The sequence below is a fragment of the Halomonas sp. KHS3 genome (genome assembly GCF_000830495.1).
Lineage (GTDB): Bacteria > Pseudomonadota > Gammaproteobacteria > Pseudomonadales > Halomonadaceae > Vreelandella > Vreelandella titanicae.
This window is the reverse complement of the sequence record NZ_JWHY01000003.1, coordinates 123,130-148,191: the sequence shown is the minus strand read 5'-3', so window position 1 is coordinate 148,191 and position 25,062 is coordinate 123,130. Positions and strand designations below refer to the sequence as shown.

Here is a 25,062-nt window from a genome sequence, read left to right as displayed (position 1 = left end):
ACTGGATATGCAGGCCAAGCGGTACGAGTCTGCGCTGGAAAAGCATATTTGATTTCACGAGAATGCAGAGCAAATAGATGAAAGTATCTCTGCAGTCAGAACATCATTTGCACTTTATGACTGGGTGAGGCTCGGACAAGAATATCCACCGGCCATGGATGAACTTCTTCAGGTGAGAGGAGGCCTGATCACTAAGTTGATCAATGAAGAGTATGATCGAAATGCATTTCGCGATCTTGTATCAATAAATGCAGTTCTCAATGAGGATTCAAAGACAACGGAAATCTTTAAACTCCTCGACTCGGAGCAACCAGAGGCTGCCAATAGAGCTTTCAATTTCGCGCAACCGGCGTTGATCAAGGAGAAAGAATATGAACTGTATGTGAAATACGTCAATCCACAGCATGACTTTCTACGTATGAAGCATAGCTTTGAAAGCGGCATGCTAAGCGCTAACAACTCAGATTCTAATACTTCTAGATCCGATTTCTATATTAATTCATTTCGCAATAAAGCAGCGACATTAGTTGCAGTTCTTGTGGTTAATGACCGCGAATTAGAAGCAGCCGAAATTTCTACATTAGCAAAGGAAGTGCTTGATGACCCACAATTTCATGAGGAGTTGGAGGATGCGTTAGCTGGGACTGTACCTGTTCCTTGGCCTTAAGTTAATAAATATGGCAGCAGGCCGCAAACAACCCCGGGAGGTCTTGGATCAACTTCACTGATCAGCCAGCTACCCCATGCACGACGCAGTGAGCTGTAGTTCATCCAACAGCCTTAGGCAACTCCAGGTGTTTGTATGATCGAATGAGCTATAGGAGTTAATCCTCTGCTGTCAGCATGAAGGCTTCTACAGCAATTATTAGACGTGCTACTTACCTGATTTTTTTACCAAAACGATGATAAGAGTATTTGAAGACCAGGATTTTGAAGCCATAGAGGAAATTTACACCCTCGCCAAGCTAGATGAGTTCCGGTTTGAGCGAGGCCCGTTTGAGCTGATACCGCTTCGGCAAGACGAGGAGCGCCTACGAGGGCTGATGGAATCAGTGATATTTGTTTATGCTGATAAGGGCATTCGTGGGTACGGGGCAGTTTACGAAAATGAGATTCGCACGCTGCTTGTTCACCCGCTTTTTCGCCGCCAAGGCGTCGGTAATCAACTGTTTGGTCATATGATTGCCTGGATCGGAAGACCCGTTACGCTCTGCGTCGCAAGAAGCAACGTGGCGGCAAAAGCGCTCTATCAGCAATATGGTTTTAAAGTGACCGAGGAGTTTGAGGCCTGCTACAACGGTAAGCCGGTGTTAGCCAATAAGATGGAGCAGTCCAGCACTATTTTTGGAAAATCTAGTGCGGACACAGCGTTTTCTAGAAGCCGTACAAGGTAGATATCTGGAGCCGATCCAGTCTTGTTTTTTATACGGCAAAGCCGTATATTTAAGCAATGCTATTCATCGAAACGTCTACGTTCACCAAGCTATTACCGAGTTATCTTACGGATGAGGAGTACCGTGGGCTGCAAACGTATTTGTTGCAGAAACCAGATGCGGGCGACCTTATTAAAGGGTCGGGTGGTGTTCGTAAAGTTCGTTGGTCATCAACAGGTTCGGGAAAGAGTGGCGGTATCCGAGCTATCTATTATTGGAAGAAATCTGACCACGAGATATGGATGCTCACGCTGTATAGTAAAACGGAGCGCGCCAGTATCCCTGGGCACATGCTCAAGCAGATAGCGGAGGCAATCAAAAATGGTTAAAAGAAATCTTGGAGCAGAGATACTCGACGGCATTAATGAGATAAAACATTTCAAGAAAGGTAGGGGAGCGCTGCGCACTAACGAGTTAGCAGAGCCCTCGCCACCCAAAATGATTCGGTTGAAACTGAACCTATCTCAATCGGCCTTCGCAGGGCTTCTGGGAGTAAGCATACGTACCCTTCAGGACTGGGAACAAGGCCGTAGAGAGCCACAGGGCCCGGCCATTGCTCTTTTGCGTATTGCTGAACAACGCCCGGAAGTCTTTGATCAACTTCATTGATCAGGCAGCCACCCACCTCACGACGCTGTAAGCTGAGGCTCATCCACCACCACCGCGTCACGCAACGTTTCAGCGAAGCTTGCCAGGGCGGGTGTCCAGGACTCTGGTTCGGGGGCGACAAAATAGGTATCGACATTGGCGATGGACGTGGGCAGTTCCAGCGTATGAATCCCGAACCGGTGCTGGTGGGCTTCAACCGTCCCACGGGGTAGCACCGTGTAACCCATCCCGGCAGCAACGCAGCCAAGCATCGCGTCCAGGGAGCCGAACTCAAAAATCCGGCCTGCATTGACGCCGTAGGAAGCCAGCAACAGCTCGATACGCTGGCGGTAGCTGCACCCCTGGCGAAACGCCAAGAAAGCAGACGTCAGCAGTTCTTGTGAAGAGGGCATTCTCGTCATAGGTGTTGAGCCGACTAAGACAAGCTGCTCGCTAAATGCTTTGAGCAAGTGGTAGCGGCCATGCTCGAGTCGCCCGGCCACGAAGGCACAGTCCACCTGCCCGTTAAGCAACAACTCGACCAGCTCAGCCGTGGGCCCGGTCTTTATCTGGATATCAACGTCAGGCTGCGCTGCGTGGTACGCCGCCAGTATCGGCGGAAGGCGCAACGCCGTCGTGGTCTCCATGGCGCCTATACGCAGCCGCCCACACGCCTTCTCTTGGCCTTTGAACAGCGATACCGCTTCGTCGTGGGCTGTCAGCATGCGCTCGGCGTACTCCACCAGCGCCGATCCGGCACTCGTAGGGCGAACGCGTCCTGCACGGTGAATCAGCTGTACGCCTAACTCTTCCTCAAGTTTCTTGATGTGGGCCGTCACATTGGATTGCACCGTGTGCAGCTGCTTAGCCGCCGTCACGAAGCTGCCGGTTTCGGCTACGGCCATGAATAGTCGAAGTGATTTCAATTGCACGCGCCATCTCCCTGTCAGGCTATCTTTAAACAAGATAGTAGCGATCAAAACTAATCGTTTCTAGAAATAGTTCCTCGCGCGTAGTCTGACTGTGCACTAACGCGCTGCCCACCTTGCCCGAAAGGCGGCACGAAAAGGACACAACATGATGAATCGATCACTCACTACTCACGATCTGCCCGCCCTGATGACAGGGATAATGGCGACCCTGGCGGGAATTGGCATTGCGCGCTTCGCCTATACGCCGCTATTGCCTGCGATTATTCAAGAGGGTTGGTTTACCGCGAGCCAAGGCGCCTACCTGGGGGCCGCCAACCTGCTGGGGTATTTTATCGGTGCACTCGCAGCTCACTCGCTGAGTGAGCGCTTTTCTCCTCGCTTGGTGATGGCCGCAAGCTTTGCGGGTATCGCGCTAAGCTTTGTGCTCTGCGCCGGGGCAGGTGGTTTCCTCTGGTTCTTCTTCTGGCGGTTGGTGTCGGGCATTGCCGGGGCCATCTTAATGGTCGTTGGTCCCTCGCTGGCGTTGGCGGCCACACCACCTGAAAGGCGAACGCGTGTTGGTGCCATGGTGTTTACCGGTATTGGCTTTGGGGCACTGCTTTCGGCCTTCATCGTACCGTTACTTCTTGGGTTAAGCCTGACAGTCACCTGGGGCACGCTGGGGCTGCTCTGTATTGCCGCTGGCCTTTTGTGCGACTGGGGAGTGGCGCACTTAACCTCACCCATAACGGCTAGCTCGGTGGGTAATAGCTCCACAGGGTATGCGGGTGTAAAGGTCGTTGTGCTGCTTGTCATTGGTGCTTATGCCCTGGATGCGATTGGCTTTGTGCCCCATACCGTGTTCTGGGTGGACTATCTCGCCAGGGAAAACGCCCTGGGCAATCAAGCGGCTTCATTGCAGTGGGGTATCTTCGGGTTAGGCGCCTTGTGTGGGCCGTTCATGGTGGGCGTACTGGCGCATCGAGTGGGCTGGCAGGGTGGCTTGATGATCGCCTTTGCGGCGAAGGCCGCCGCTGTCTTGCTGCCGGTGTTCTCGCTTGCACTGCTCAGCCAGTCGGTTTCCTCCTTCATGGTAGGGGCAATGATCCCCGGTATTGTGGCACTCACTTCTGGCCGCCTTGCTGAGTTGGTAGGGCCAACCGCCCACAAGAAGCTCTGGGGGCAAGCCACCGCCGCCTTTGCAGCCGCCCAGGCAGTGGCGGGCTATGCCATGTCCGCGCTTTATGGCGCCTGGGGTAGCTACGCGCCACTGTTTGCCATCAGCGGCCTTATTCTCGTCGCGGGCTTTTTACTGGTGCTTCTTAGCCGTGGCGTACAGCAGAGGCATTCGTCTGGCCAACAATCTACACAGCAATCTTCAAACCAAGGGAGGCAATAATGGAGCTCTACCTAAACGCAACCTCACCCTATGCGCGCCTGGTGCGCATCGTATTACTGGAAAAAGGCCTAACGGACACCGTGACGCTGAAGTGGTGCGACCCTTGGGCAGACGATGCCGAACTCTTAAAGGCCAACCCCGCCGGGCGTATTCCGGCGTTGATAACGGAGAAGGGGATCACGTTAAGCGAGTCACTGCTGATAGCCGTTTACCTGGATGGCGTTAGCCCAAACAAGCCGATGATTCCCACGGCTGGTTTAGGTGAGGTGCTGCACCTGACCGGGTTGGGTCAAAACCTGATGGATGCCGCGTTCAATACCGTGATTGCCAGAAAGCATTACGGCAATGGAATTGATGATAGCGAGCTGGGGCAGAGGCGTTCGCGGGCCATTCAGCGGCTATTAAAGCAGCTGGACGGTGAGCTTGGCGAAATACAACAGACCTCAACTATCAATCTGGGTCACATTGCCACCTCAGTGGCGCTGGATTATCTCGCCTTTAGGCTGCCAGAGGTGAACTGGAAAAAAGACTACCCGCTGCTTCTGGCATGGCACGCTAGCGTTACTGCGCGAGAGAGCTTTCAGCAGACGGCTTTCTGTTAGGACTTTCTATTAGGAGAAGTGGGGGAGGAAGCGAGCTCAGTGCTGGATCTCAGCCCGCAACTTTTCCACTTCTTCAACCGGCAGTTCTTCAATATCTGCGATCATTTGATCATCCTTTTCGGTGCGAGCGATCAGCTTTCGGGCCGCGTTGCGTTTGCCTTCCAAGGCACGTTGCTCGGCTTCCTGACGCCCTTCCAGACGCCCTTCCTGACGCTCTTTTTGCACCAGATTTTCTAAGTTTTCTGCCAACATGTCTTTATCCTCCACCAAACTGTTGAGCCGCTCTAGATTAACTTCTGCACCAAGCCGCTGCAGATGACGTTTAATCCAGCGCGTGATGACCTTATCAATGCGTTCTTTGTTCGGATCCGCTTTGATAATGGCCACAATACGATCAACGGCTAGTTGCAGGGCTTCCCAACTCTCACCGGCGTTTTCGACGCTGAACACTCCGCTTAATGGTGTCTGAACTAAGCCTAGCTGTTCATCAGTATAGCGCCCTTCATCGACTAGGTAATAGCGTAGGTGGGGCTGATAAATCTGAAGAAAGTCGGGCGGTTCTGGGGTGATCATCTCGAAGATGTCTAGCGGTGCCGTCCATCGCTCTGAGCCGTTATACAACACGACAGGGAGCACGGGCGGCAACCCTTGGCTGGGCGTGATGATCTTCTGTTTGAATAGTTCGCTATAGAAACAGGCGACGTAGTGCAGTAGTCGAATGGGCATAGTGCGATCCACCGAGGACTGAAACTCCAGCAGAATATACAGAAATACTCGTTGGGTGAGGCCTTTCCATTTCACTTCAACCGACCACACCACATCTTCAATCTTCTCTTCAAAAAGCGGCGTAATGTAGTTGCCGCTGTGGCTCTTCAGGGTGGAGAAATCCATCAGCTTAGCAATCTCAGCAGGCGTAAAGCCTTCGATCAACTGTTGCACGAATTCGGGGTAGCTAAACAGCTCCTTGTAGCCGGTATCATGATGTTTGTGAATGGTGCCCACCATGAGTGCTCCTTATTCAATGTGCCTAAGCGAGTGCATCGCAAAAAACAATATACCTAAGAATAAATAGCGGGGGCTTGGCAAGCAACTGTTGTCGGGTTGGCGTTAGACACTGCCTGCATTTGATATATCCAGCCCTTATCACCCATGCCAGACTGCATATTCAAAATAAGAATATTAAATAATCCTTTTATGCTTTTTAGGAAATTAAGGATGCACTAAAATGGTGCCCTTTCTGAGCCAGGCCGCTGGGCGCCTGCCGCCGTGTTAGGTCAAAGATAGGGATGTCACCATGAGTGAGCCGGCAAGTGATCAAGAGGGGGCGCACTTTAAGCGCAGTATGCAGACGCGCCATTTGGTGATGCTCTCCTTGGGGGGCGTGATTGGCACCGGGTTGTTTTTGAGTTCCGGTTATACCGTGCAGCAGGCTGGGCCTATTGGGGCAGTGTTGGCCTATCTGGTAGGTGGCATTGTTGCTTGGCTGGTGATGATGTGCCTGGGCGAGCTGGCGGTGCATATGCCGAATTCAGGCGCCTTCAGCGCGCATGCCAGCCGCTATATTGGCCCCGGCACCGGCTATATGGTGGCCTGGATGTACTGGCTCACCTGGACGGTGGCGCTAGGGTCAGAGTTCACCGCGGCGGCGGTGTTCATGGGGCGCTGGTTTCCCGACATCCCCGGCTGGTACTGGAGCGGCATGTTTGCGGCGATTGTTTTTGGCGTTAATGCGTTTACCTCGCGCTTCTTTGCCGAGTCTGAGTTCTGGCTCTCATTGATCAAAGTGATTGCGGTGGTGGTGTTTGTGCTGGTGGGCGCCGTGGCGATTATTGGCTGGGTACCGCTGCATGATGCCGCTGGCGCTGAGGTCGCCTCACCGGGGCTATCGGCACTGTGGGGAGAGGGCGCCATGCCGCCCAACCTGATGGCCATTGGTACCGCCTTACTGGCAGTGATGTTTGCCTTTTCCGGCACCGAACTGATTGGCATTGCCGCCGGAGAAACGGTAGACCCGGCCCGCAATGTGCCCAAGGCGATCCTCGCGACCCTGTGGCGGTTGATCCTGTTTTTTGTCGGCACCATCGTCGTGATTGCGGCACTGTTACCTCAAGATCAAGCCGGGCTCAGTCAAAGCCCCTTTGTGGCCGTATTCCAACGCCTTGGCGTGCCGGGTGCAGCCGATATCATGAATTTTGTCATCATTACGGCGCTGCTTTCGGCGGCGAATTCAGGGCTTTATGCCTCGTCGCGCATGCTATGGACGCTCGCTGACCAAGGCACCTTGCCCAAGTCGCTTGGCCGCCTCAACAAGCGTGGCATTCCGATGAATGCCCTGCTACTCAGCATGGTCGGCGGCCTGGGCGCGCTGTTCTCCAGCGTGTATGCCCCTGAAACCGTCTATTTGGTGCTCGTCTCGATTTCCGGATTGGCCGTGGTGGTGGTCTGGATGGCGATTGCGCTTAGCCAGTTTAACTTCCGGCGCCACTACCTCCGTGAAGGCGGGCTACTGAAGGATCTGGTTTATCGCACCCCGTTCTACCCCTGGGTGCCGATTATTGCTTTTGCAGCCTGTCTGGCCGCGTGCATTGGCATTGCCTTCGACCCGCATCAACGCGTTGCGCTCTATTTCGGTGTGCCTTTCATTGGCCTGTGCTACCTGATGCACTTTGTGCGCCACCGTTCGGCCTCCCAACGTTCTGAACCTTCGCCCGACGCCGTTGAGGAAAACACCGTATGAATGAGTTGAATCCGATCAAAGCCCTGTTGGACGACGTACCCTTTATGGTCATCGACGGTGCCATGGCCACCGAGCTGGAAGCGCTAGGCTGTGACCTTAATGACGCCCTCTGGTCGGCGCGCTTGTTGGCGCAAGCCCCGGAGAAGATTCGTCAGGTGCATCAAGCCTACTTTGAAGCCGGTGCCGACTGTGCGATTACCGCCAGTTACCAGGCCACGGTGCCTGGTTTTATGCAGGCGGGGATGACGGCAGAAGAGGCGCGGGCGCTGATTCAGCTATCGGTCACCCTGGCACAGCAGGCGCGGGATGCGGTCTGGCAGCCCGGCCAGACTGACCGCCCCAAACCGCTGGTGGCCGCCTCCGTCGGCCCTTATGGCGCGTATCTGGCGGATGGCAGTGAATACCGAGGCGGCTATGACCTGGATCGCGCCGGGCTGGTTGAATTTCACCGTGAGCGTTTTGAACTCTTGCTGGCGGCGGGGGCGGATCTACTGGCTGCTGAAACTTTGCCCTCACTGGAGGAAGCGCTGGCGATCACCGATTTGCTGGCTGAGCATCCGGGCGCCCAGGTCTGGATCACTTTCTCGGCGAAGGATGGCCAACATATCAGCGATGGCACGCCGATCGCAGAATGTGCGAGGGCCCTGGCCAACTGCCCAGGCGTAGCGGCGATTGGTGTGAACTGCACGGCGTTGGCCCATATCAAATCGCTGATTGAGGAAATCCGCCGTGAGTGCGATCTGCCGGTGTTGGTGTATCCCAACTCGGGGGAAGTGTACGACGCGGTAACCAAAACCTGGCACCCGTCCCAATGCGATCATACCGGTGCCGATCTTTCCGGATTGGTACAAGGAGTTGAGCATTGGCTTGAAGCAGGTGCGTCAGGCATTGGCGGCTGCTGCCGAACGACACCGGAGGATATTCAAGCGCTGGCCCAGTGGCGCCGGTCGCGCCAGATTGTTTAGGCCTTAATGCTGAGTCTCTGCCCGTAACTTTTCTACCTCTTCGACGGGCAGTTCTTCGCTATCCGCGATCATCTGCTTCGGCGCGAACTTATAGTGTCGGCTGATAAAGTTGAGCCTCGCTTAGTGAGCCGCTTTCCAAAGCGCGCTGCTCAGCTTCTCGACGCTCTTCTTGACGTCCCTCCTGACGCTCTTTTTGCACCAGATTTTCCAGGTTTTCTGACAACATATCTTTATCCTCCACCAAACTATTGAGCTGCTCCAGATCCACCTCATGTGCATGGTGCGATCCACCAAGGATTGAAACTCCAGGAGAATGTATAGAAATACTTGCTGGGTGACGCCTACCTGGGCACACCGCTCATTCGAAGCCGCCTTTCGTTCCCAAGCATTAAAAAAACAAGTCACATGGACAAATCATTCTTCGGTGCTAGGCTGAATACTAAAATATTAATAACACCATAATGACACGGCTCATACGCAGAGTGCCCACACGGCACGCACTCTGCCGAATTCCATCTCACCATACTCCCGCATGACCGTCGAGAGTGAGTGAGTAGCCATCTCCCTAGAGTTGACCAGATTCGAATGAATGGCGTACGGCTACGTTTCTTACCTTAGGAAACAGCGACAAAAATAGCAGATCAAGAATAACAAGGGGGAGTTGAAATCATGCCTACCCAACAACCGAGATATACCCCTGCTGTACTCAAAGAGCCTGCAAATTACGGCGTTCTTGAACAGCTGGCGGGAACCTGGGTTAACTACAACCCAGACAACAAAACGACCGGGTGGGGATTACATACCACTTGCCTGCCTTCCCCAGGAACCAACTCCGAAACCATTCCCGGCAAGTTTCATTTTCTCTGCCAAGACTATAAGGAGGAGCTTACCTTTACGTTAGTACCCGGCGGAGTACGCAACCGCGGTGGCGCCAACGAACAGTTCAGCGGAGCGGTAAAGTACGAACAGAGTATTCATGATCTCGATGGCAACCTGCTTCATGACGAAAACGGTATGTACCTCTGGTTGAGTACTCTTTACAACCATCCCGCCGACGACGAATCCATCATGACCGATATCGGTTATCCCGAATTATCAGCGGGTGCTGGCTCCGACGGTCCGGTGTATGTGCCTCCTTATACGGTCTCCCGCAGCGGCACGATTCCCCATGGCAGCACTGTGTTGCTGTTGGGTACAGACTCCGAAAAGAAGGGGAAACCGGAATTTCCCCATGGCACAGCCGCCTGGGATCCCAATCACCTGGCCATCTCACCAAGTATGGGGCTGGCAGGCACCACCGCTGACACCCCCATCAATCTCGATGAACCGGCACCGCCCTGGGTTCACGACCCCAGTCTTGCGGAGAGAGATCCAAGCGGCAACAGAACCTACACGCAGCGCATTTTGGCCGACGATCACTACCCCTATTCGGTGCGTCCCGATCTTCGCTTGCGCGATGCCATTCAGGATCAGGAGATCAAAAGATTCGTACTGATTGAGATGCGCACCCGGGAGGCCGGTGGATCCGAGGGTGGACTATTGAACACTCCATTCGTAGAGCGATTCGCTCGCGTAACCGAGATGAACTTGCGGATGTGGATTGAGACTGTCTTTGAAAACGGCAAGGAAGTTCTGCAGTTGCAGTACGAGCAGATTCAGTATTTTGAATTTCAATTCGGCACTGATGGCGGCACGACCCGCTGGCCACACATTCAGATCAACACTTTACGCAAAAAAGCGTAAGAGTACGCCTGGCCGCACGGGGCCTCGACACTGTTAATGACGGCAGGCGTCGGATTCCCACCACCTGCCGCGGAAACAGGCTAATCGGGGTAACGAAACATAAGGAGATGAAAACCATGGCGCCATCAGAAACAGCGAGAGAGAACGTTTCTCCAGGCCTGTTCGACAGGCTTACAAGCACCAGTGTACCCGTATTACAGGATCTCCAGGAGGCAGCGCAGCTCGCTTTACAGGTGGAATTTACCACTATACCTGTCTACCTCTCGGCACTCTATTCCATTTCAGACACTGGGAGCCATGTCTACCAGACCCTGCGCAGCGTTGCGATGGAGGAGATGTTTCATGTCAACCAGGCGGCCAACATCATCGTTGCCTTGGGCGCGCTGCCCAAATTTACTGGCGATGCGGTTCCTACTTTCCCCGGCTATATGCCACAGGCCAACCCGAAGACGACCCCTATGGTCGGCCTGTTTCGTGCATCCCCCGATGTATTCGCTAATGTCTTTGCCGCCATCGAAAGCCCGTCGCAGTACGGCGCGCCTCCTCAGGGCGACAACTACGACAGCATCGCGCAGCTGTACGGCGCATTGGTTGCGGCGGTGGATGCCTATCCCGGAAACCCCTTCAGTACAACCGGTGTTCCTGGTCGGCAAAGAACCAATATCTATCTCGGCAAATTTGGCGGTAATGTCAACGAAGTGATGGACAAGGAGAGCTTCCACGCGGCGGTTAACGAAATCGTCGAGCAAGGAGAGGGAACCGTTCCCCCTGAAAAGCCTCTGGTTCCGGTTGAGAGCTTCGGTACTTACAACCACTATGGCAAGCGTACCGATGGCACCTACGGGCCCATCCTCGGCACCCCGTACGAGCTGAGCCATTTCCTCAAGTTCCGCGAAGTTGCGCTCGACAGCGCCAATTTCCCGGCGACGCTCCCCATCATCTCCAATCCCGATAGCAGCGACTACACCAACCCGCAGGCCAAGCGGCTGTCTGACAGCTTCGATGATCACTACAGCCTGATGCTGCACGCCTTCGAAGCCACATTCAAGGCTGGCGACTCCGACCCTTATTTCAGTGTCGTCCTTTCAATCATGCACCGGGTGCTGCCGCATCTTGCCCGAGCGTTGATGTCTACCCCGGCCTTTGCCGACGGCGACAGCTCCGTTGGCCCCAATGCCGCACCGGCATGGCGCTACAGAAGCGATACCAATCGCACCTTTGGGGAACTGACGCAGGAGCTTGAAGACGAGCTCGATCAGCTGTCGACATCACCCAGGGAAAACGCATTGCGCACGCACCTTAAGACAGCCTTGGCAGGCGACAAAGAGATAGTGACGTCAGCCAAAGCGCTGGGCTTGTAATGGGCTAACGTTGAAAGGAAATCATCATGACTGACTACAAAATTTACCCGCCTATTGGCATTGCCCGTGTGGGGAACGCGCCGGAAAAATGCTATATCGGCCCCGAGACATATCGCGGTCTGCCCATTAACCTCGACGGAAGAGACTTCACCCAGGATGACTTCCGGGATGAACAGGGACGCATGTGCCGCCAGGCTGCGCGCTTTCATATTTTTCACGGCGACGAAGAGATCACCCTGGATACGCCCGGAGTAAAGGCGATCACCTGGACCGTGCACATGGCGAACAAGAAAGCCAGTTGGTATGAGTTCGCCACCAACGAGGGAGAGCAGGGCTACGCCAGCAATCACCCCTTGCGCAACGCCGATGTGGAAGACCGACACCGCTTGATTATCGACCCAGGGCCACGCCAGATCAGCGGCGCCGATGCCGGTCCCGTCCCCATGGACCGCGATACAATTCCCGAGGGCTATAAGGGCGCAAACTTCCCTAAGGGCATTCTGTATCCCAATCGGGAGTGTATCGACACCTTAGGAGAGCTGCGTACCGACACAGCCGGTCGCCTGCTGGTGTTGGGCGGTTTGGGTGTTTCCGGAACCGAAGATGAAAGCGCCGTGATCAAACAGTACGCTAATAATGATGGCTGGTGGGACGACACCGGTGACGGCCCAGTCAGCGCGGTAATCGAATGGGACAATGGCAGTAGCAATCCGGCTGATCCGGCCTGGGTGTCTGTGGCGCCGCCTTCCTATGCGCCAGAGATCGCCAACCTGGTAACGCTCTGGGACACCATCTTCGACAGCGCTGTGCGTGCTGGACACAACCCACAGATAAATAATCAGGGCATGTGGCAAAGCGGATCCTATGGCTACAAGCCCAACTTCCAGAGCGAGATAAAACCACTACTGGAACGGGCCACCACCTACGCCTGGGTTGCGGCAATCCCTCCCAAGCCCCACAGCTTTGACATGGAGATGCTGGGGGCGGTACCTGATCATGAGGATCACTACCGTGGCCTGCGCAATTGGATTCTGGATGTTCTACGACCACCGGCAGCTGAGAACTCCATTATCTCCGGGCGGGGAGCCACCATGATGCCCTACCTAGCGGGGGACAATTGTCTTATCGGTGGGACGTTTACATCCACTTATCTACGTTTGACAGATACCCAGTTCTTCTTTGTTCAACAGTGGGCGGCGGGGCACTTTGTCAACGAGCCTGTTGCCGATAGTGGCCCTCAATCACTGACACGCAATGTTCTGGAAAACTGTGTAGGAGGTGCGTTTTCTCCCGGTATCGAGCTCACCTGGATCACCCGCAATCGAGCCATCTACAATCGTGACGACCCTTTCCGTATCAATACCGCACCGCCCACCGAAGGGCCACTCAACCTGGGCTTTACGCCTACTGCGATGGAGCCCGGGGATCTCACTCGTTACATGGCCATACCCTGGCAGGCAGACTTCAATGAGTGCTCCTCACAACCCATCGGTGAACGAGTTTTGTGGTGGTGGCCCGCACAGCGGCCTGAATTCGTCTACCTGGAACCGAAACCCCAGGGAGTACGCCAGGCGACTATGCCGATACCGGATGAGCAGACGGGAGGGCAGGTTGCCTGGATCGGCACCGATTTCGATCAGATGCGGGGAGATTTCATCTCCTTTGCCGACGACGTACAGATGGTGCAGTACTGGTCGCGGCTGGGCTTCGTGATGGAAAAAGAGGTTCAAGGCGAGCGCCGCTTTGTGGAGGTTGCACGCACCTTACCCCGACCTTTCACACCGAATGGCAACTGACTTCGATCTCGTTATCCTCGGCGCTGGCCCTGCCGGTTGCGCCACGGCTCTCGCCGCGATAGCGGCGGGGGTCGAGCGCGTGGCGATACTGGACAGGCCTGCCCGCCAGGCCTTCAAAGTGGGGGAATCCGCGGCGCCTGACGTAGTCGCTAAATTGAGGCTGCTGGGTATATCGAATGACCTTGGGGCGAGAGGGCATCGACCCTACTACACCAATCTCTCCCTATGGGCAGGAGAGCGCAGGTTCGACGATTTTCTCCATCGCTCGACAGGGGATGGCTGGCATCTAGATCGGGAGCGCTTTGACGAGGATCTGCGTCAAGCCAGTGGTGAAAAAGGCGCGCAGCTACTAACGCCTGCGGTGTTGGAATCTCTACGCTGGGATAGTAGCGAGTGGCAACTGCAAATAACGTATCAAGACAAACAGCACCTACTGAGTTGTCGTTACCTCGTCGATGCTTCCGGGCGCGGAGCTACCCTCTGCAGGCGACTGGGGGTAGAGCGAAAGCGTCTCGACGATTTGGTGGCGGTGGCGTGTAAATGGCCCAATGTCGGCAGGCTGGAGGGCATAACTCTGGTGGAATCGGTTGCTGACGGCTGGTGGTACGCTACCGGTTTGCCAGATGGTTCAGCACTGTTGGCGTTGATGTCGGATGCATCCGTTGTGCGCCAGAAGGGGCTGCGAAATAGCGAAGCATTCTATGCGCTCTGGGGCCAGACAGAAGAGCTACAACAGTGGCTGCAGCCTTCTCGCCAGCACGCACTCTCGCTTACCTGCTTTGCTGCATACAGCGGTTTTGTGACCCAAGCAGCTGGGCCGGGCTGGATCGCAGTGGGCGATGCCCTGGCTACCTTTGATCCTTTGACCTCTTCGGGAATTTCCAACGCACTGGGCGACGGTTTGGCAGCGGCACCGGTAATCACCGATTGGCTGAACAGGCATGACCTGCAAGCGGCAGAACAGTATGCGCTTCGCGCAAACAGGGGAGTTAACCGCTTTATCAAGGAGTGGCAAGGCCAATATAGCTTGGAGCGACGGTGGTCGGATCATCCATTTTGGGCTCATCGTCGTGAGGTTGGTTAGAGAGGTCGATGCACTGGCCAAGCAGGCGCAAATAAGTCGTGAAATGCACTTCACCGGAAGGATCACGGATGCCAAAGCCCCTGCCGCCCCACTGATGGTCTTCAAGCGGGATCATTGTGGACAGGCCGGCTTCGGTCAGGGCAGCATGGATCTGGTCGGCATCTATCGTCTAGGAGCGCTAGCGTGTTCTCAGTGGGAAATCCCTGCATCGGCAGCGGCTCATCAAATGCTTCCAGTGCCGAGATGGCTGCTTTCGAAGGGAAGACTCGTTGAGTAGCATTCTTTGAGAGATAGCGTCGCCCGCGTGTATCCGCATCAGCTTGCAAGTCTAGTTCATTCATCTTGGCCTCCTGGTTATTATCTCTGTTTCATGAAGCCTCATGCGGCATATAACGCCGGGTCGTGGCCCAGAATGCTAGCGCCAATAGGCTTAGCGAAGCGCCTAAAATGCACACACCCTGCCAACCTGCATGAGCATAGGCGGTGGTCGTGCTGATGGCGCCTAGGCCACTACCGATCGAATAGAACAGCATGTACAAGCCTAATAAGCGGCTATGTGCCTCAGGACGTGTGTGAAAAATCATGCTTTGATTAGTGACGTGAAGAGCCTGCCCACCCATATCAAGCAGCACAATCCCGATGATCAGCGCCCATAGCGACCACTCCATCAATGATAGTGGCCCCCACGCTAGCAGCAGCAACACCAGCGCAGCTGCACTTGTGCGCTGCCCGAGACCTCGATCTGCCCATTTTCCGGCGCGAGCGGCTGCGAGGGCTCCCACTACGCCAGCCAAGCCAAATGCGCCAATGGCCGTATGAGAAAACTCATAGGGTGGTGCGCTAAGTGGCAATACCAAGACACTCCAGAAAACGTTGAAGGCAGCAAACATTAGCATCGCCAGCACGCCGCGAATTTGCAGCACTCGCTCTTCCCGCAATAACACCAACATAGAGACAATCAGGTGTGGATAGCTCATGGAACCTGATGCAGCTTTTAGCGTCGGCAGCCGACGCCACAGAGGTAGTGCCACTGCCAGCATTATGACCGCAGAACACAAATAGACGCCTCGCCAGCCGGCCAGATCGCTTTACACCACCAGCGAATACGCGGGCAAGCAACAAGCCAATAAAAACACCTCCTTGCGCTACACCGACGACACGACCCCGTTCATGAGGGGCGGCAGCGCTAGCCGCGTAGGCGATTAACCCTTGCGTCATCGCTGTACCGAGCAAGCCAACACCGAGCATTCCTGCCAGCAGCATTGCGGTGGATTGCGACAATGCTACAACCACTAAAGAGGCCACCAACGCCAACAATTGCAGCGCCATTAGGCGACGACGATTCACCCGATCCCCTAGTGGAACGAGCAGTAGCAAGGCCAAGGCGCAGCCGACCTGAGTGGCCGTGATCACACCGCCAACGGCTGCATGACTGATACCGAAATCCAGGGCCAGTGAATCTAACAGTGGCTGTGCGTAATAGACGTTGGCGACACTTAAGCCGCTGGCCGCAGCGAAAAGTAGCACTAAGCCACGCGGCATGTCCGTTTGGACGACCGGTTTGCTGTTATCACGAAGCGATACAGGCAGTACCGAAGACGCCTTCATAGCCACCTCTCATTCAATTGGTTTCAAATAAAAACTAGTTGGATGGTAGGTAATCTGGTTTTAAAATGCAACTACATAGGTTGCCATAAACACATGGAAGGCAAATATCATGCCCCGCCGCAAATCAACACATACTGAAACCTGCCCGGTGGCACGCTCTGTCGACGTTATCGGAGATCGATGGTCGCTGCTTATCGTACGAGATGCTTTTGACGGCATGAGTCGATTCGGTGACTTTCAGCGCAGCCTGGGCATGGCTCGCAATATTCTGGCCGAACGTCTGCGTCGGTTAGTTGAAGCGGATATCCTGGAAACTCGGCCTGCATCTGATGGCACGGCCTATCAGGAATACGTACTGACAGCCAAGGGCGAGAGTCTATTTCCTGTGGTGGTGGCTCTGCGTCAGTGGGGAGAACGCAACTTGTTTTCACACAGCGAGCAGCACTCCCAGCTTATCGACAAGTCAACAGGGCAGCCGGTGCCCTATATGGCCCCTCAGACCGGTGATGGCGATGTACTGGCCCCGGATGACGCGATAGTAAGAAAACTCCAGTAGCATCATTAGTTAAGCCTCACGGCCATTGCCCAAAACGGTGGAGGAAATACGCCAGGTGGGCTAAGCACTGGCTGGTTGGCATCAACTGATACCGGTACTAGGGCAGGGTGACATCGGCTTGAGTGGCGCTAATCTGTTGAGATTTCATTGCCGACGAAAGCGTAAGGAAGTCCGCCAGTTGCTGGGTGGCACGCTTCTGTGACGCCTGAACCAACACGAGTTCCACCATTGGCAGCTCCGGAAATCCCTCCCGCTTGCCTAGAATAAGGTGGTCTTCAGCTAGCGCGCTGGTGGGAAGCACACCGATACCGAGACCTGCCGACACAGCGGCACGAATATTGTCATAAGAGGCACTGACATAGGCGCTGTAGCCGTGCTTTCCGGGCTGATCCAATGCGGCGAGCGCTGCGCTTCGGTAGCAACAGCCATCAGGAAAGATAACAAGTGGTATATCAGACATACGGTCAAAATCATGCCTTTGCGCGGCCACCCAGTGGAGAGGTTCTCGCCGCAGCAGATGACACTGCCAATGCTGGTCGCTTGGGGTGAACTCTCCCACACATTTAAAGATGGCGAGATCAAGGCCGCTGTTATCGAGTTGGAGGAGCAGTTGCGAGGAGAGCGCAGAGACAACTTCCAGGCGCAGATTGCGGTTTAGCTCGGCGCAGCGGGAAATAGCGCCATGTAGATCCACCACCTTGAAATCATCGGGAACACCAATCAGCAGACGTCCGGCAATTTCCGGTTGCTGCATGGCACTCACCGCTTCAGACGTACGGGTAAGTATCTCATTGACGGCGGGAAGAAACCGCTCGCCGTCTGCCGTCAAGCCAAGAATGTGACCTTGACGACGTTCAAGCAACTTACAGCCGAGTATCTCTTCAAGCCGCTTCAGGCTTTGGGTGACCGCAGACTGGCTGCGGTACAACTGAAGACCTGTCTGCTGAAAACCATTGCCTTCGGCCAACAGTACGAAAGCGCGCAGGTGTTCCAGCGTGACTCGCCTATCGCCCAAGGGGGAAGGTTGGCAATTAAACACACTATCTCTCCGTACCGAATATTAATTCAACTAATTATGAACGGTTAATAATTAATTTCCACTACATGTAACTCCCATGCACCATCAGTTTCATGGTGATGGTGCAAAAGCAGAATGGCGCTTTAGGGGGCTGCATGAACAATTTCGTATTAACTGGTTTGGTGGTCATTTTCAGTATCGTTTGGAGTTCGGCATTTATAGCGGGTGCCATTGCACTGACTGATTTCGACCCCTTTACGCTGCTCACCATCCGGTTTTTATTGGGTGCGTTACTGATGCTGCCCATTTGCCTTAGCTGTGGAGGCTTCCGGTTATCAACTCATGGGGATCGCACCGCTATTAGGCGCGGATTGCTGCTTGGCGTGCTTAACAACGCCCTTTACCTGGGGCTGAGCTTTGCCGCATTGCAGACGGTTCGCCCCCAGGTCGTTATTGTTATTGTCAGTTGTGCACCGCTGGCAACCAGTTTGCTATCAGCATGGTGGGGCGTAGAACCTCTTTCCCCAATGAAATTACTCGGCGCGGCGCTGGGGTTAGTGGGAGTGGTGATCATCTCTGGCGTTGCTAGCGGAATGCAGGTTGATGTCTGGGGAGTGCTTATGGCAACTGGGGGTATGCTTGCCTTTGCCAGTGGCACCGTGTTCTTCCGCGGTCAAGGCGCAGGCCTGCCCATCTTGCAGGCTAATTTCTGGCAATCCATTGCTGGCGCTGTCGCTCTTCTTCCCATGGCAATGGTATTCGGGCAACCGCTTGCCGTGCCTTCTACCGCTACGATGATAGCGATTGCACATCTGGTACTTGTCGTCACTATCGGTGGGATGAGTCTCTGGCTAGTGCTGATTCGAATCAGCGGCGCCTCGATGGCATCGAGCTACCACCTTCTTAATCCGTTTTTCGGTGTACTACTTGCTTACCTAATACTAGGGGAGCCGTTGCGCATGGCGGATTTCATTGGGGCTGGGCTGATTGTCATCGGCCTGTTTCTGAGCACTCAGGTAAGGGCGAGAGCACCGCAGTGTTAGGGCAGTCGTAGTGAATTAGAGAGCAGTGGCAAAAACATGACGCAGGTCATGGCCGTAGCCTAAAGTGTGATGCGTCGAGCATGGGATTCAACGAACTTTGCTGCTAGGCTCATTTTACTAGAGCTAAAAAAGCCGCAGGGAACAATCTAATGCCACAGGCACCTCGCATCGAGCTTCACCCCGTTAGCCAACGCGTGCAGGTGCATGTGGGTGGCAAGTTGTTTGCCGCCTCCAGCCAAGCCTTCGAACTACGCGAAACTGGCTACCCGCCACGCCACTACTTCCCACGTGAAGACGTGCGGATGGATTTGCTTACCACCTCAGAAACGACGACCCACTGCCCGTTTAAAGGCAGCACGGTGTATTTCTCGTTAGGCGAAAATAAAGATATTGCCTGGAGCTACGAACAGCCGATTGAAGGGATGGAAGCTATAACGGGTAAGGTGGCGTTTTATGAGCAAATTAGCAAATGACGCCTTTTGGACCCAAAGCGGACACAAAAAACTTATCATATCCGCCGCATTCTTTCCTGAAGCTGTTAGTTTAATTTATTAAGATAACTAAGGATTAAATAAGTATGGAAGAAGAAAGATCGTACAGCTTACCATTGAAAGCTCTTCCATCATTAGAGTACTCCTATCACCTTCAGGATTTAATTGAGCTTAATGAATACCTCTCTTCCAAGGGGCTAAGGTCAAGAAATACAAGGATTGAGAGATATATAGAATATTTTTCTTTGGTTTTGGAAAAAAATGAAGATCCATGGAAGGTCTTTAAAAATTCTTTGAAAGGGCCTTTTGAAAGTCCATTAGATTGGGAGCTTTACATATTACGGGAAGTTCATGAACTTATGTGGATATTAAGAGGCATGAAGTGTAAGGAACCTTTAGGTGGTGTTGAGAAACTAGAGCTTATGATAGGAGGAAGTGATTTTGCTGCACTAGATAAAGACTCAAGCTCTAGAAACGCTCAATTTGAACTTAGGATTGCTAGTTATTTTTTGCAATGTGGCTGCCATGTCGATCTTACTACCGAAACTGATGTTATTGCCATTTCCAACAAAGAAGTCTTTTATATTGAATGCAAGAGAGTCTCCAGTAGAAAGCAATTAGCCAAAAGGATAAGAGATGCTGAGGTCCAACTGCAAAAACGAATGCCCTTAAAACATGATGGGAAAAAAGTTTTTGGCTGCGTTGCTGCAGATGTAACTAAAGTTGCATATCAGCATAATGGCTTAACATTTGCAGTTACTAGTGATCATGCAAGAGATACAATACAAAAGGATTTGCAAGATGTGGTTAGCCACTTGGAGGCTAAGCCGGACTTTGGTACAAAGAAAAGGATTTTTAATTATTGGTTTCAAATTCATATTCCCTCGTTAGTTGCTCATCCACCATCAGTAGCTACAAGATTCTCTTCATTCCATAAATTTAATGAACGCTCGAATAGAAAAGAAGTTAGGGCAGCTAAGAATTTCTGTGAGATTTTTGAGTCAGCTTCACTAATTAGCGATAAAAGAGAAAATCCACCTCAGCAACTTAAGCCTCAAACTGAATATCGTATCCCAGCAGGCGCTACTTATTCATTTGACAAAGATGTGGTTTGTAGTGTTTTGAGAGAAAAGGAAGGAAAAGAATGGCCACTTGACAAGGAGTTAGCAGTCCTAGAAATTAAAAATGATGTCCATTATTTCTATGTTGCTGATTCAATAATTGCTATGCCAATAATTGAAAAAAACATACACAAAAGTGGGTATGAAGAGCTGGAAGAGTTAGCTTTGATAATGATAGCTATTATGTTTGCACAAAGGTTCCCGTATGAGCAATCTGTTTAAATCGTTATTATATAAAAATATCTGTAATTTTTATGTGCTGTAGTAGTGAAAATGATATGGCAGTTAACGACCCAAAGCGGTCATCCTGGGAAATATTGTTGGCTAGTTAATATGTTAGGGGGAGAGAGTGGCTGAGACCTTGCAGATAGCTTTTTACATCGTTAGTCCTATTGGTACATTTCTTGCCGTTGCGACGGCTTACTACGCGATTTATCGCCAAACAAAGCCGTGTGTTGTTGTCTATTATGAACTAAACCCTGACACAACCAGCCTGATTGATCTTGTAATACGGAATATCGGGACGGGTACGGCGAGAGAAATATCCTTTTCAGTACCACTTCCCATTTTATGCTGGGGCATAGAAAAGCCCGACAGTAGCGAAAGCAAACAAATTGATCACAAAATCCCCTTTTTGGCACCAGGGAAAGAGTTGAGATTCAATGCAGGGCAATATGGTGGTCTGAAACATAGAGTACAGGATGGGATTGGTGTAAGCTCCCAGTACATCTTTCGAACTCCGTTAAGATCAAGCAAAAAAGGGACAGACTCTTCTATGCTGGATGTGAATTACATGAAGCATGCTAGCACCAAGAATAGTGCAGCTCAGGACTTATCTGATGCTCTGAAAGGAAAGAATCAAACAGTATTTATCAACATGAATAAGAGCTTGGCTAGCATCAGTAAATCGTTATCGGAACTGGCAGAAAAGAGGGATGACGCCTAGCCAACCTAACCAATCCAGGCACAGTGACGTCCTTTCCGTTGCGCTTTCGGCTCCATTCCTAGAGTGCGCATTCTGCAAGCGTTATGTTTGAGCTTATATAGTGAGGTCAATGAAATTTACATGCGCAAACGACCCAAAGCGGTCATTCTCGGTAATGCAGCAGGATCGCGAATTTTGGCTATAATGCCTAATTAAAATTAATATGGAAAAGGATCATAGGCTTTGTAGAATCTGGCAAGCTGCATTTGCCGGAAAAAGTGCCAGAGCACGTTCATTTGTTCATAGAACGCGACTTCTAATACGCTGTTATGTGTGAGGAAGAGTGCACAGCTTATGACTGACGAAGATAAGTTTCCCAAAGTTGTCTCAAGTCCTCATTATCATATTTGGACGGATGCCTTACATGCCCGCGCCTTAGCGCACCAGGCTCAAAACAAATGGGATCGTGGAACCTATGTTCGTTGGGCAATTACTACGAGCTGGACAGTCCTAGAAATGGCGTGCGAGGAAGCACTCCAGACAAATGGTATCGGCAGACGTTTTAGAGAGAATCTGGATCGCGCAGTAGCACAACTCGGTTTAGTCAGAATAGATTGGGGTAGTGGCACATGGCAGAAAATTGCTGAATTACTCCGGATTCGAAGGGAACTTGTGCATATTAATCCATCGCAGGCAGCTTTGTTTATGGAAACGAACACTGCGGAAACCGCGATTATGACAATTCGAGACGCAATAAAAGACATTTATGCAAGGGCAGGGAAAATTGGGCCACCATGGGTAGAAGACGATTACGATCGAGGTTGGGATAAAGAGCAAGGTTCGGGTGCCCATTTGACGGCCATACACGCTGGCGCAGATCCAGATTCACCTGACGTAATAAAAATTGGCTATGTTTATAAAGATAGAGAGTTTATTAGTTCGGTTTGCCCACCTGATACCGACCCTGAGTCGAAACTCACTGATCTAATCCAGAGTGTTCGTGTTCCTATCAGCCGTGTACGAGCGTACAGAGGCCAGACTCTCATTGTGGATCGCGAGTTGCCGATGCGGGGCACCTGAAAAGCATATTGGAGTGAGAGAGGCGATGCGTATATAACGCCCCTCTGTCCGTCTGGCGATATTACCTAACTCAAATCCAGAGGGAGTGGTATGGAGCACGTGTGCAACGTTATTCTGAAGAGCGTAAAGCTGCTTTCTTGACAAAGTTACTGCCACCCCACAATCGCAGTGTGGTGTCAGTCGCCACTGAAGAAGGTATCTCTGACGCGACGCTGTAAAACAGTGTCTAGAAAAAGGAACGCCTGTTCCGTGTTACACCCCAGGCGAAAACGGATGGTCACTAGACGCCAAGCTCGCCGTCGTCATCGAACCTCCCACCTTGTCAGAAACAGAGAAATCGATGTGTCTTTTGCTGCATCACAATGGCTCGTGTGGGTATTTACGCACCATGGGCTATATCCCGTATTCGTAAATTGACGAGGTCGCAGCATCGTAATTTACTATCGATGGCTAAATTGAAAAGGGCTAGGTCGCTCGTCTTTTTGGCAATCATTAGGCGAACACCTATGGCCAAGATATCTCGAAGGCGCAGAGGCGCCTTCTGCCCAACCAACTTGCCTTTATTCCAAGGTGTAGGTGTAAAAGAGATTTTAGTCAAAAAGTTCATGGCATGATCCTCCATCGGGTGGGGGTCAAAGAATGGATCAATTCGCGCACGTCATGTGCTAAGGTTAATTTACGGTCGTGGCTCGACCCAAAACGGACCTCTTAGGGGGCTAGGGATAATCTGCAAAGAAATTTGTAAGAGACATTTAAGCGGTAAGTGTGAGGTGGTAGATTAAATAGGTTGAGCCTACCTTATTTAAGACTGTTCTTGAGCTGAGCTTGATGGTTCTTTTTATTATAAGAGTGCGACTTTTATGGCTATAGATAACTACACTAGAGATGAATTTGGAAGAAGACTGAACCAAGTTGTTTCTCCATCCAGGCCAATCATATCTATTGAGCATTTGGTCGGCAGAGATGATCAACTAAAAAGAATAGAGAAGGCCTTATATGCTCCTGGAAGAAATGTATTTATTTTTGGAGAGCGAGGTGTTGGAAAAACATCGCTAGCCGCTACCGCCGCCAACCAATGGCAAAGTTCAGATTCTGAGTATATTGATATTTCATGCGCACCGGACTCGACAGTCAAGTCTATTGTGGCGAATATAGCTAGCCAGGCCATTGGATTTAAATGGAGTTCCCAAACCAAAACTGTAGAGCGAGCAACATTTGGATTTAAGTGGTTATCATATTCTTTGGGGAGTGAAATTTCACCCACTGACTTTTCTGAAAAAATAAAAAGTATAGGTGATGCTCTAGAAGTATTAAAGGAGGTTGAAGCGGTTCATTCAGAGACCCCTGTAGTCGTGGTGGATGAGGTGGATCGTATTGAGAGCGAGAAAGAAATAGATTTCTTGGCGGATCTTCTTAAACAGCTTGGAGATAAACGAGTCAATTTGAAGTTTATTTTCACTGGTGTCGGCTCGACTTTAAATGAGATATTAGGGGCGCACCGGTCAGCAATAAGGCAATTAGAGACAATTGAACTGCCAAGATTGAGTTGGGATGCCCGTTGGGACATAGCTATTAAGGCGCTCTCTGAGTTTGGCTTAGAGATTCCGAGGTCGATTTATATTAGGTTAGCTGCGGTGAGTGATGGGTACCCCTACTATGTACACTTACTTGTTGAAAAATTGCTTTGGGTTATTTTCGAGAAAGACAGTTATAAGAAGGTTGTTGATTGGGATGATTATTTTGAAGCTTTAGATCATGCTATTCATGGCATTACCGCAGAGCTAGCAAGGCCATATGAGCAAGCCATTAATCAGCGTAGCCAAGATTACGAACCGGTTGTATGGTCAACCTCCGCAGATATATGGCAGGGAGCATATCTATCAGATATGTATAATCTCTATAAAAGCATAATAGCGCAATTGGAAGATGAGCCATTATTGCCTTATCAAAAGTATTCAACAAGAGTACGCAACTTACTGAAGCCAGAAAACGGGGCGATCTTGATTAAGGGGGCAAAGCAAGGTAATTATACTTATAAGGAGAAGATGATTAGAGGTTACATTAGAATGCAGGCTGAAGCCAACCGGGTAGAGATAATAGACAAAGAGGCCGAAGCTACTATAAAAAACTATGTGCGGGTTCCAGCCAAAAATACAGGATATTTTAAATCCAAACCACCTAAGGGGCTCGGTTAATTACATTAACTGACTATCATAAGCTGATTGAGTTGGTCGATAGCCAAGTCATCTATTTTTATATTAATTCATTTTTTATATGCTTTAAGAGTAAATCTAAAGATATAGCGAATAAGCTTCGAATACAACGAGGAGGCGTCAGTTTAGCTATTGCTAGTTTCGTTCAGTTTTAATCACGCTCTTATCTATCTTGGAATAAGAACGAGGTTACCGTAATTGAACTAATCTAAGCAACCGAGATTTGGCGTGAAGTAAATAGCATTTAAGCACTTAGAGGTTTAGCTGCGCATTTTGATGGCTGGCTCCCCCAAAATGAACCAAACGCTCGCACAGTGTTACGTAAATATGTCGAAGAGTGCGAGTATTTAGAGGAAAACCACGAAGTCTTGATTCAAGCCTGATATCT

General features: G+C 51.8%; 25 protein-coding genes. 19 read left to right on the top strand and 6 right to left on the bottom strand.

Going from position 1 to position 25,062, the window contains the following annotated elements:
- Nucleotides 1-154: 154 nt before the first annotated feature.
- The 3 genes from RO22_RS09485 (at nucleotide 155) to RO22_RS09470 (ending at nucleotide 2,042) form a co-directional block, all read left to right on the top strand.
- Nucleotides 155-667, top strand: a complete 513-nt coding sequence (locus tag RO22_RS09485; protein WP_041158207.1) for a hypothetical protein — start codon at nucleotides 155-157, stop codon at nucleotides 665-667.
- Between the two features lie 235 nt (nucleotides 668-902).
- On the top strand, nucleotides 903-1,394 hold the full coding sequence (locus RO22_RS09480; protein ID WP_022522633.1) for a GNAT family N-acetyltransferase: 492 nt from the start codon (nucleotides 903-905) through the stop codon (nucleotides 1,392-1,394).
- 360 nt (nucleotides 1,395-1,754) lie between these two features.
- The gene (locus RO22_RS09470) at nucleotides 1,755-2,042 is read left to right on the top strand and encodes a helix-turn-helix domain-containing protein (RefSeq protein ID WP_022522635.1); all 288 of its coding nucleotides are present in this window, start codon (nucleotides 1,755-1,757) and stop codon (nucleotides 2,040-2,042) included.
- Between the two features lie 17 nt (nucleotides 2,043-2,059).
- Here RO22_RS09470 and RO22_RS09465 read toward each other — a convergent pair whose 3' ends face one another.
- On the bottom strand, nucleotides 2,060-2,953 hold the full coding sequence (locus tag RO22_RS09465; protein WP_041158206.1) for a LysR family transcriptional regulator: 894 nt from the start codon (nucleotides 2,951-2,953) through the stop codon (nucleotides 2,060-2,062).
- Between the two features lie 145 nt (nucleotides 2,954-3,098).
- On the opposite strand from RO22_RS09465, the gene RO22_RS09460 reads away from it, so the two are divergent.
- On the top strand, nucleotides 3,099-4,331 hold the full coding sequence (locus tag RO22_RS09460; RefSeq protein ID WP_235270490.1) for a YbfB/YjiJ family MFS transporter: 1,233 nt from the start codon (nucleotides 3,099-3,101) through the stop codon (nucleotides 4,329-4,331).
- The gene (locus RO22_RS09455; RefSeq protein ID WP_041158205.1) at nucleotides 4,331-4,933 is read left to right on the top strand and encodes a glutathione S-transferase N-terminal domain-containing protein; all 603 of its coding nucleotides are present in this window, start codon (nucleotides 4,331-4,333) and stop codon (nucleotides 4,931-4,933) included. Before RO22_RS09460 ends, RO22_RS09455 begins: the two co-directional genes overlap by 1 nt.
- A 36-nt stretch (nucleotides 4,934-4,969) precedes the next feature.
- On the opposite strand, the gene RO22_RS09450 is transcribed toward RO22_RS09455, so the two are convergent.
- Nucleotides 4,970-5,938 carry an Rpn family recombination-promoting nuclease/putative transposase gene (locus tag RO22_RS09450; protein WP_041158204.1) on the bottom strand — a complete coding sequence of 323 codons (969 nt, stop codon included), beginning with the start codon at nucleotides 5,936-5,938 and terminating at the stop codon, nucleotides 4,970-4,972.
- A gap of 289 nt (nucleotides 5,939-6,227) precedes the next feature.
- Between RO22_RS09450 and RO22_RS09445 the strand changes: the two genes are divergently transcribed.
- On the top strand, nucleotides 6,228-7,670 hold the full coding sequence (locus RO22_RS09445) for an amino acid permease (protein WP_041158203.1): 1,443 nt from the start codon (nucleotides 6,228-6,230) through the stop codon (nucleotides 7,668-7,670).
- The gene (gene mmuM / locus RO22_RS09440; protein WP_084625307.1) at nucleotides 7,667-8,635 is read left to right on the top strand and encodes a homocysteine S-methyltransferase; all 969 of its coding nucleotides are present in this window, start codon (nucleotides 7,667-7,669) and stop codon (nucleotides 8,633-8,635) included. The genes RO22_RS09445 and mmuM overlap by 4 nt, the downstream gene beginning before the upstream one ends.
- Nucleotides 8,636-8,723: 88 nt before the next feature.
- Here the strand turns inward: mmuM and RO22_RS24745 are convergent, their stop codons facing one another.
- Nucleotides 8,724-8,861 carry a hypothetical protein gene (locus RO22_RS24745; protein ID WP_162484071.1) on the bottom strand — a complete coding sequence of 46 codons (138 nt, stop codon included), beginning with the start codon at nucleotides 8,859-8,861 and terminating at the stop codon, nucleotides 8,724-8,726.
- Nucleotides 8,862-9,304: 443 nt separating this feature from the next.
- Here RO22_RS24745 and RO22_RS09430 point away from each other — a divergent pair, with 443 nt between their 5' ends.
- The 5 genes from RO22_RS09430 (at nucleotide 9,305) to RO22_RS09410 (ending at nucleotide 14,896) form a co-directional block, all read left to right on the top strand.
- Complete coding sequence (locus tag RO22_RS09430; RefSeq protein ID WP_052475584.1) at nucleotides 9,305-10,378, top strand: peroxidase, FMP-type; 1,074 nt, start codon at nucleotides 9,305-9,307, stop codon at nucleotides 10,376-10,378.
- 116 nt (nucleotides 10,379-10,494) lie between these two features.
- On the top strand, nucleotides 10,495-11,739 hold the full coding sequence (locus RO22_RS09425; RefSeq protein ID WP_041158202.1) for a ferritin-like domain-containing protein: 1,245 nt from the start codon (nucleotides 10,495-10,497) through the stop codon (nucleotides 11,737-11,739).
- 26 nt (nucleotides 11,740-11,765) lie between these two features.
- The gene (locus RO22_RS09420) at nucleotides 11,766-13,535 is read left to right on the top strand and encodes a LodA/GoxA family CTQ-dependent oxidase (RefSeq protein WP_041158201.1); all 1,770 of its coding nucleotides are present in this window, start codon (nucleotides 11,766-11,768) and stop codon (nucleotides 13,533-13,535) included.
- Nucleotides 13,525-14,619, top strand: a complete 1,095-nt coding sequence (locus RO22_RS09415; protein ID WP_041158200.1) for a tryptophan 7-halogenase — start codon at nucleotides 13,525-13,527, stop codon at nucleotides 14,617-14,619. The genes RO22_RS09420 and RO22_RS09415 overlap by 11 nt, the downstream gene beginning before the upstream one ends.
- On the top strand, nucleotides 14,606-14,896 hold the full coding sequence (locus RO22_RS09410; RefSeq protein WP_041158199.1) for a hypothetical protein: 291 nt from the start codon (nucleotides 14,606-14,608) through the stop codon (nucleotides 14,894-14,896). The genes RO22_RS09415 and RO22_RS09410 overlap by 14 nt, the downstream gene beginning before the upstream one ends.
- A gap of 91 nt (nucleotides 14,897-14,987) precedes the next feature.
- Here the strand turns inward: RO22_RS09410 and RO22_RS24870 are convergent, their stop codons facing one another.
- Nucleotides 14,988-15,470 carry an MFS transporter gene (locus RO22_RS24870; protein WP_235270489.1) on the bottom strand — a complete coding sequence of 161 codons (483 nt, stop codon included), beginning with the start codon at nucleotides 15,468-15,470 and terminating at the stop codon, nucleotides 14,988-14,990.
- Complete coding sequence (locus tag RO22_RS24865; RefSeq protein WP_200890242.1) at nucleotides 15,460-16,227, bottom strand: MFS transporter; 768 nt, start codon at nucleotides 16,225-16,227, stop codon at nucleotides 15,460-15,462. The genes RO22_RS24870 and RO22_RS24865 overlap by 11 nt, the downstream gene beginning before the upstream one ends.
- 109 nt (nucleotides 16,228-16,336) lie before the next feature.
- Here RO22_RS24865 and RO22_RS09400 point away from each other — a divergent pair, with 109 nt between their 5' ends.
- Nucleotides 16,337-16,783: a winged helix-turn-helix transcriptional regulator gene (locus RO22_RS09400; RefSeq protein WP_041158198.1), complete on the top strand. Its 447-nt coding sequence runs from the start codon at nucleotides 16,337-16,339 to the stop codon at nucleotides 16,781-16,783.
- Between the two features lie 97 nt (nucleotides 16,784-16,880).
- On the opposite strand, the gene RO22_RS09395 is transcribed toward RO22_RS09400, so the two are convergent.
- Nucleotides 16,881-17,822, bottom strand: a complete 942-nt coding sequence (locus RO22_RS09395; RefSeq protein WP_041158197.1) for a LysR substrate-binding domain-containing protein — start codon at nucleotides 17,820-17,822, stop codon at nucleotides 16,881-16,883.
- Nucleotides 17,823-17,956: 134 nt separating this feature from the next.
- Between RO22_RS09395 and RO22_RS09390 the strand changes: the two genes are divergently transcribed.
- From RO22_RS09390 to RO22_RS09355, 6 genes are all read left to right on the top strand, one after another.
- A complete protein-coding gene (locus RO22_RS09390; RefSeq protein WP_041158196.1) occupies nucleotides 17,957-18,844 on the top strand; it encodes a DMT family transporter in 888 nt (295 codons plus the stop codon).
- Nucleotides 18,845-18,993: 149 nt separating this feature from the next.
- Nucleotides 18,994-19,317 carry a DUF427 domain-containing protein gene (locus tag RO22_RS09385; RefSeq protein WP_041158195.1) on the top strand — a complete coding sequence of 108 codons (324 nt, stop codon included), beginning with the start codon at nucleotides 18,994-18,996 and terminating at the stop codon, nucleotides 19,315-19,317.
- A 104-nt stretch (nucleotides 19,318-19,421) separates the two neighbouring features.
- Entirely contained in the window at nucleotides 19,422-20,678 is a 1,257-nt protein-coding gene (locus tag RO22_RS09380) for a hypothetical protein (protein WP_041158194.1), read from the top strand.
- Nucleotides 20,679-20,805: 127 nt separating this feature from the next.
- Nucleotides 20,806-21,402, top strand: a complete 597-nt coding sequence (locus RO22_RS09375) for a hypothetical protein (RefSeq protein ID WP_022522658.1) — start codon at nucleotides 20,806-20,808, stop codon at nucleotides 21,400-21,402.
- 333 nt (nucleotides 21,403-21,735) lie between these two features.
- Nucleotides 21,736-22,461 carry a hypothetical protein gene (locus RO22_RS09370; protein WP_041158193.1) on the top strand — a complete coding sequence of 242 codons (726 nt, stop codon included), beginning with the start codon at nucleotides 21,736-21,738 and terminating at the stop codon, nucleotides 22,459-22,461.
- A gap of 860 nt (nucleotides 22,462-23,321) precedes the next feature.
- On the top strand, nucleotides 23,322-24,656 hold the full coding sequence (locus RO22_RS09355) for an AAA family ATPase (protein WP_022522660.1): 1,335 nt from the start codon (nucleotides 23,322-23,324) through the stop codon (nucleotides 24,654-24,656).
- The last annotated feature ends 406 nt before the right edge of the window (nucleotides 24,657-25,062 follow it).

Excerpts from the sequence above, each read along its gene's own strand:
- RO22_RS24745 (WP_162484071.1), bottom strand. The coding sequence starts at position 8,861 with ATGTTGTCAGAAAACCTGGAAAATCTGGTGCAAAAAGAGCGTCAGGAG.
- RO22_RS09470 (WP_022522635.1), top strand. The coding sequence starts at position 1,755 with ATGGTTAAAAGAAATCTTGGAGCAGAGATACTCGACGGCATTAATGAG.
- RO22_RS09445 (WP_041158203.1), top strand. The coding sequence starts at position 6,228 with ATGAGTGAGCCGGCAAGTGATCAAGAGGGGGCGCACTTTAAGCGCAGT.
- RO22_RS24865 (WP_200890242.1), bottom strand. The coding sequence starts at position 16,227 with ATGAAGGCGTCTTCGGTACTGCCTGTATCGCTTCGTGATAACAGCAAA.
- RO22_RS09430 (WP_052475584.1), top strand. The coding sequence starts at position 9,305 with ATGCCTACCCAACAACCGAGATATACCCCTGCTGTACTCAAAGAGCCT.
- RO22_RS09355 (WP_022522660.1), top strand. The coding sequence starts at position 23,322 with ATGGCTATAGATAACTACACTAGAGATGAATTTGGAAGAAGACTGAAC.
- RO22_RS09380 (WP_041158194.1), top strand. The coding sequence starts at position 19,422 with ATGGAAGAAGAAAGATCGTACAGCTTACCATTGAAAGCTCTTCCATCA.
- RO22_RS09455 (WP_041158205.1), top strand. The coding sequence starts at position 4,331 with ATGGAGCTCTACCTAAACGCAACCTCACCCTATGCGCGCCTGGTGCGC.
- RO22_RS09460 (WP_235270490.1), top strand. The coding sequence starts at position 3,099 with ATGATGAATCGATCACTCACTACTCACGATCTGCCCGCCCTGATGACA.
- RO22_RS09400 (WP_041158198.1), top strand. The coding sequence starts at position 16,337 with ATGCCCCGCCGCAAATCAACACATACTGAAACCTGCCCGGTGGCACGC.
- RO22_RS09485 (WP_041158207.1), top strand. The coding sequence starts at position 155 with ATGGATGAACTTCTTCAGGTGAGAGGAGGCCTGATCACTAAGTTGATC.
- RO22_RS09390 (WP_041158196.1), top strand. The coding sequence starts at position 17,957 with ATGAACAATTTCGTATTAACTGGTTTGGTGGTCATTTTCAGTATCGTT.
- mmuM (WP_084625307.1), top strand. The coding sequence starts at position 7,667 with ATGAATGAGTTGAATCCGATCAAAGCCCTGTTGGACGACGTACCCTTT.
- RO22_RS09420 (WP_041158201.1), top strand. The coding sequence starts at position 11,766 with ATGACTGACTACAAAATTTACCCGCCTATTGGCATTGCCCGTGTGGGG.
- RO22_RS09450 (WP_041158204.1), bottom strand. The coding sequence starts at position 5,938 with ATGGTGGGCACCATTCACAAACATCATGATACCGGCTACAAGGAGCTG.
- RO22_RS09415 (WP_041158200.1), top strand. The coding sequence starts at position 13,525 with ATGGCAACTGACTTCGATCTCGTTATCCTCGGCGCTGGCCCTGCCGGT.
- RO22_RS09480 (WP_022522633.1), top strand. The coding sequence starts at position 903 with ATGATAAGAGTATTTGAAGACCAGGATTTTGAAGCCATAGAGGAAATT.
- RO22_RS09385 (WP_041158195.1), top strand. The coding sequence starts at position 18,994 with ATGCCACAGGCACCTCGCATCGAGCTTCACCCCGTTAGCCAACGCGTG.
- RO22_RS09425 (WP_041158202.1), top strand. The coding sequence starts at position 10,495 with ATGGCGCCATCAGAAACAGCGAGAGAGAACGTTTCTCCAGGCCTGTTC.
- RO22_RS09370 (WP_041158193.1), top strand. The coding sequence starts at position 21,736 with ATGACTGACGAAGATAAGTTTCCCAAAGTTGTCTCAAGTCCTCATTAT.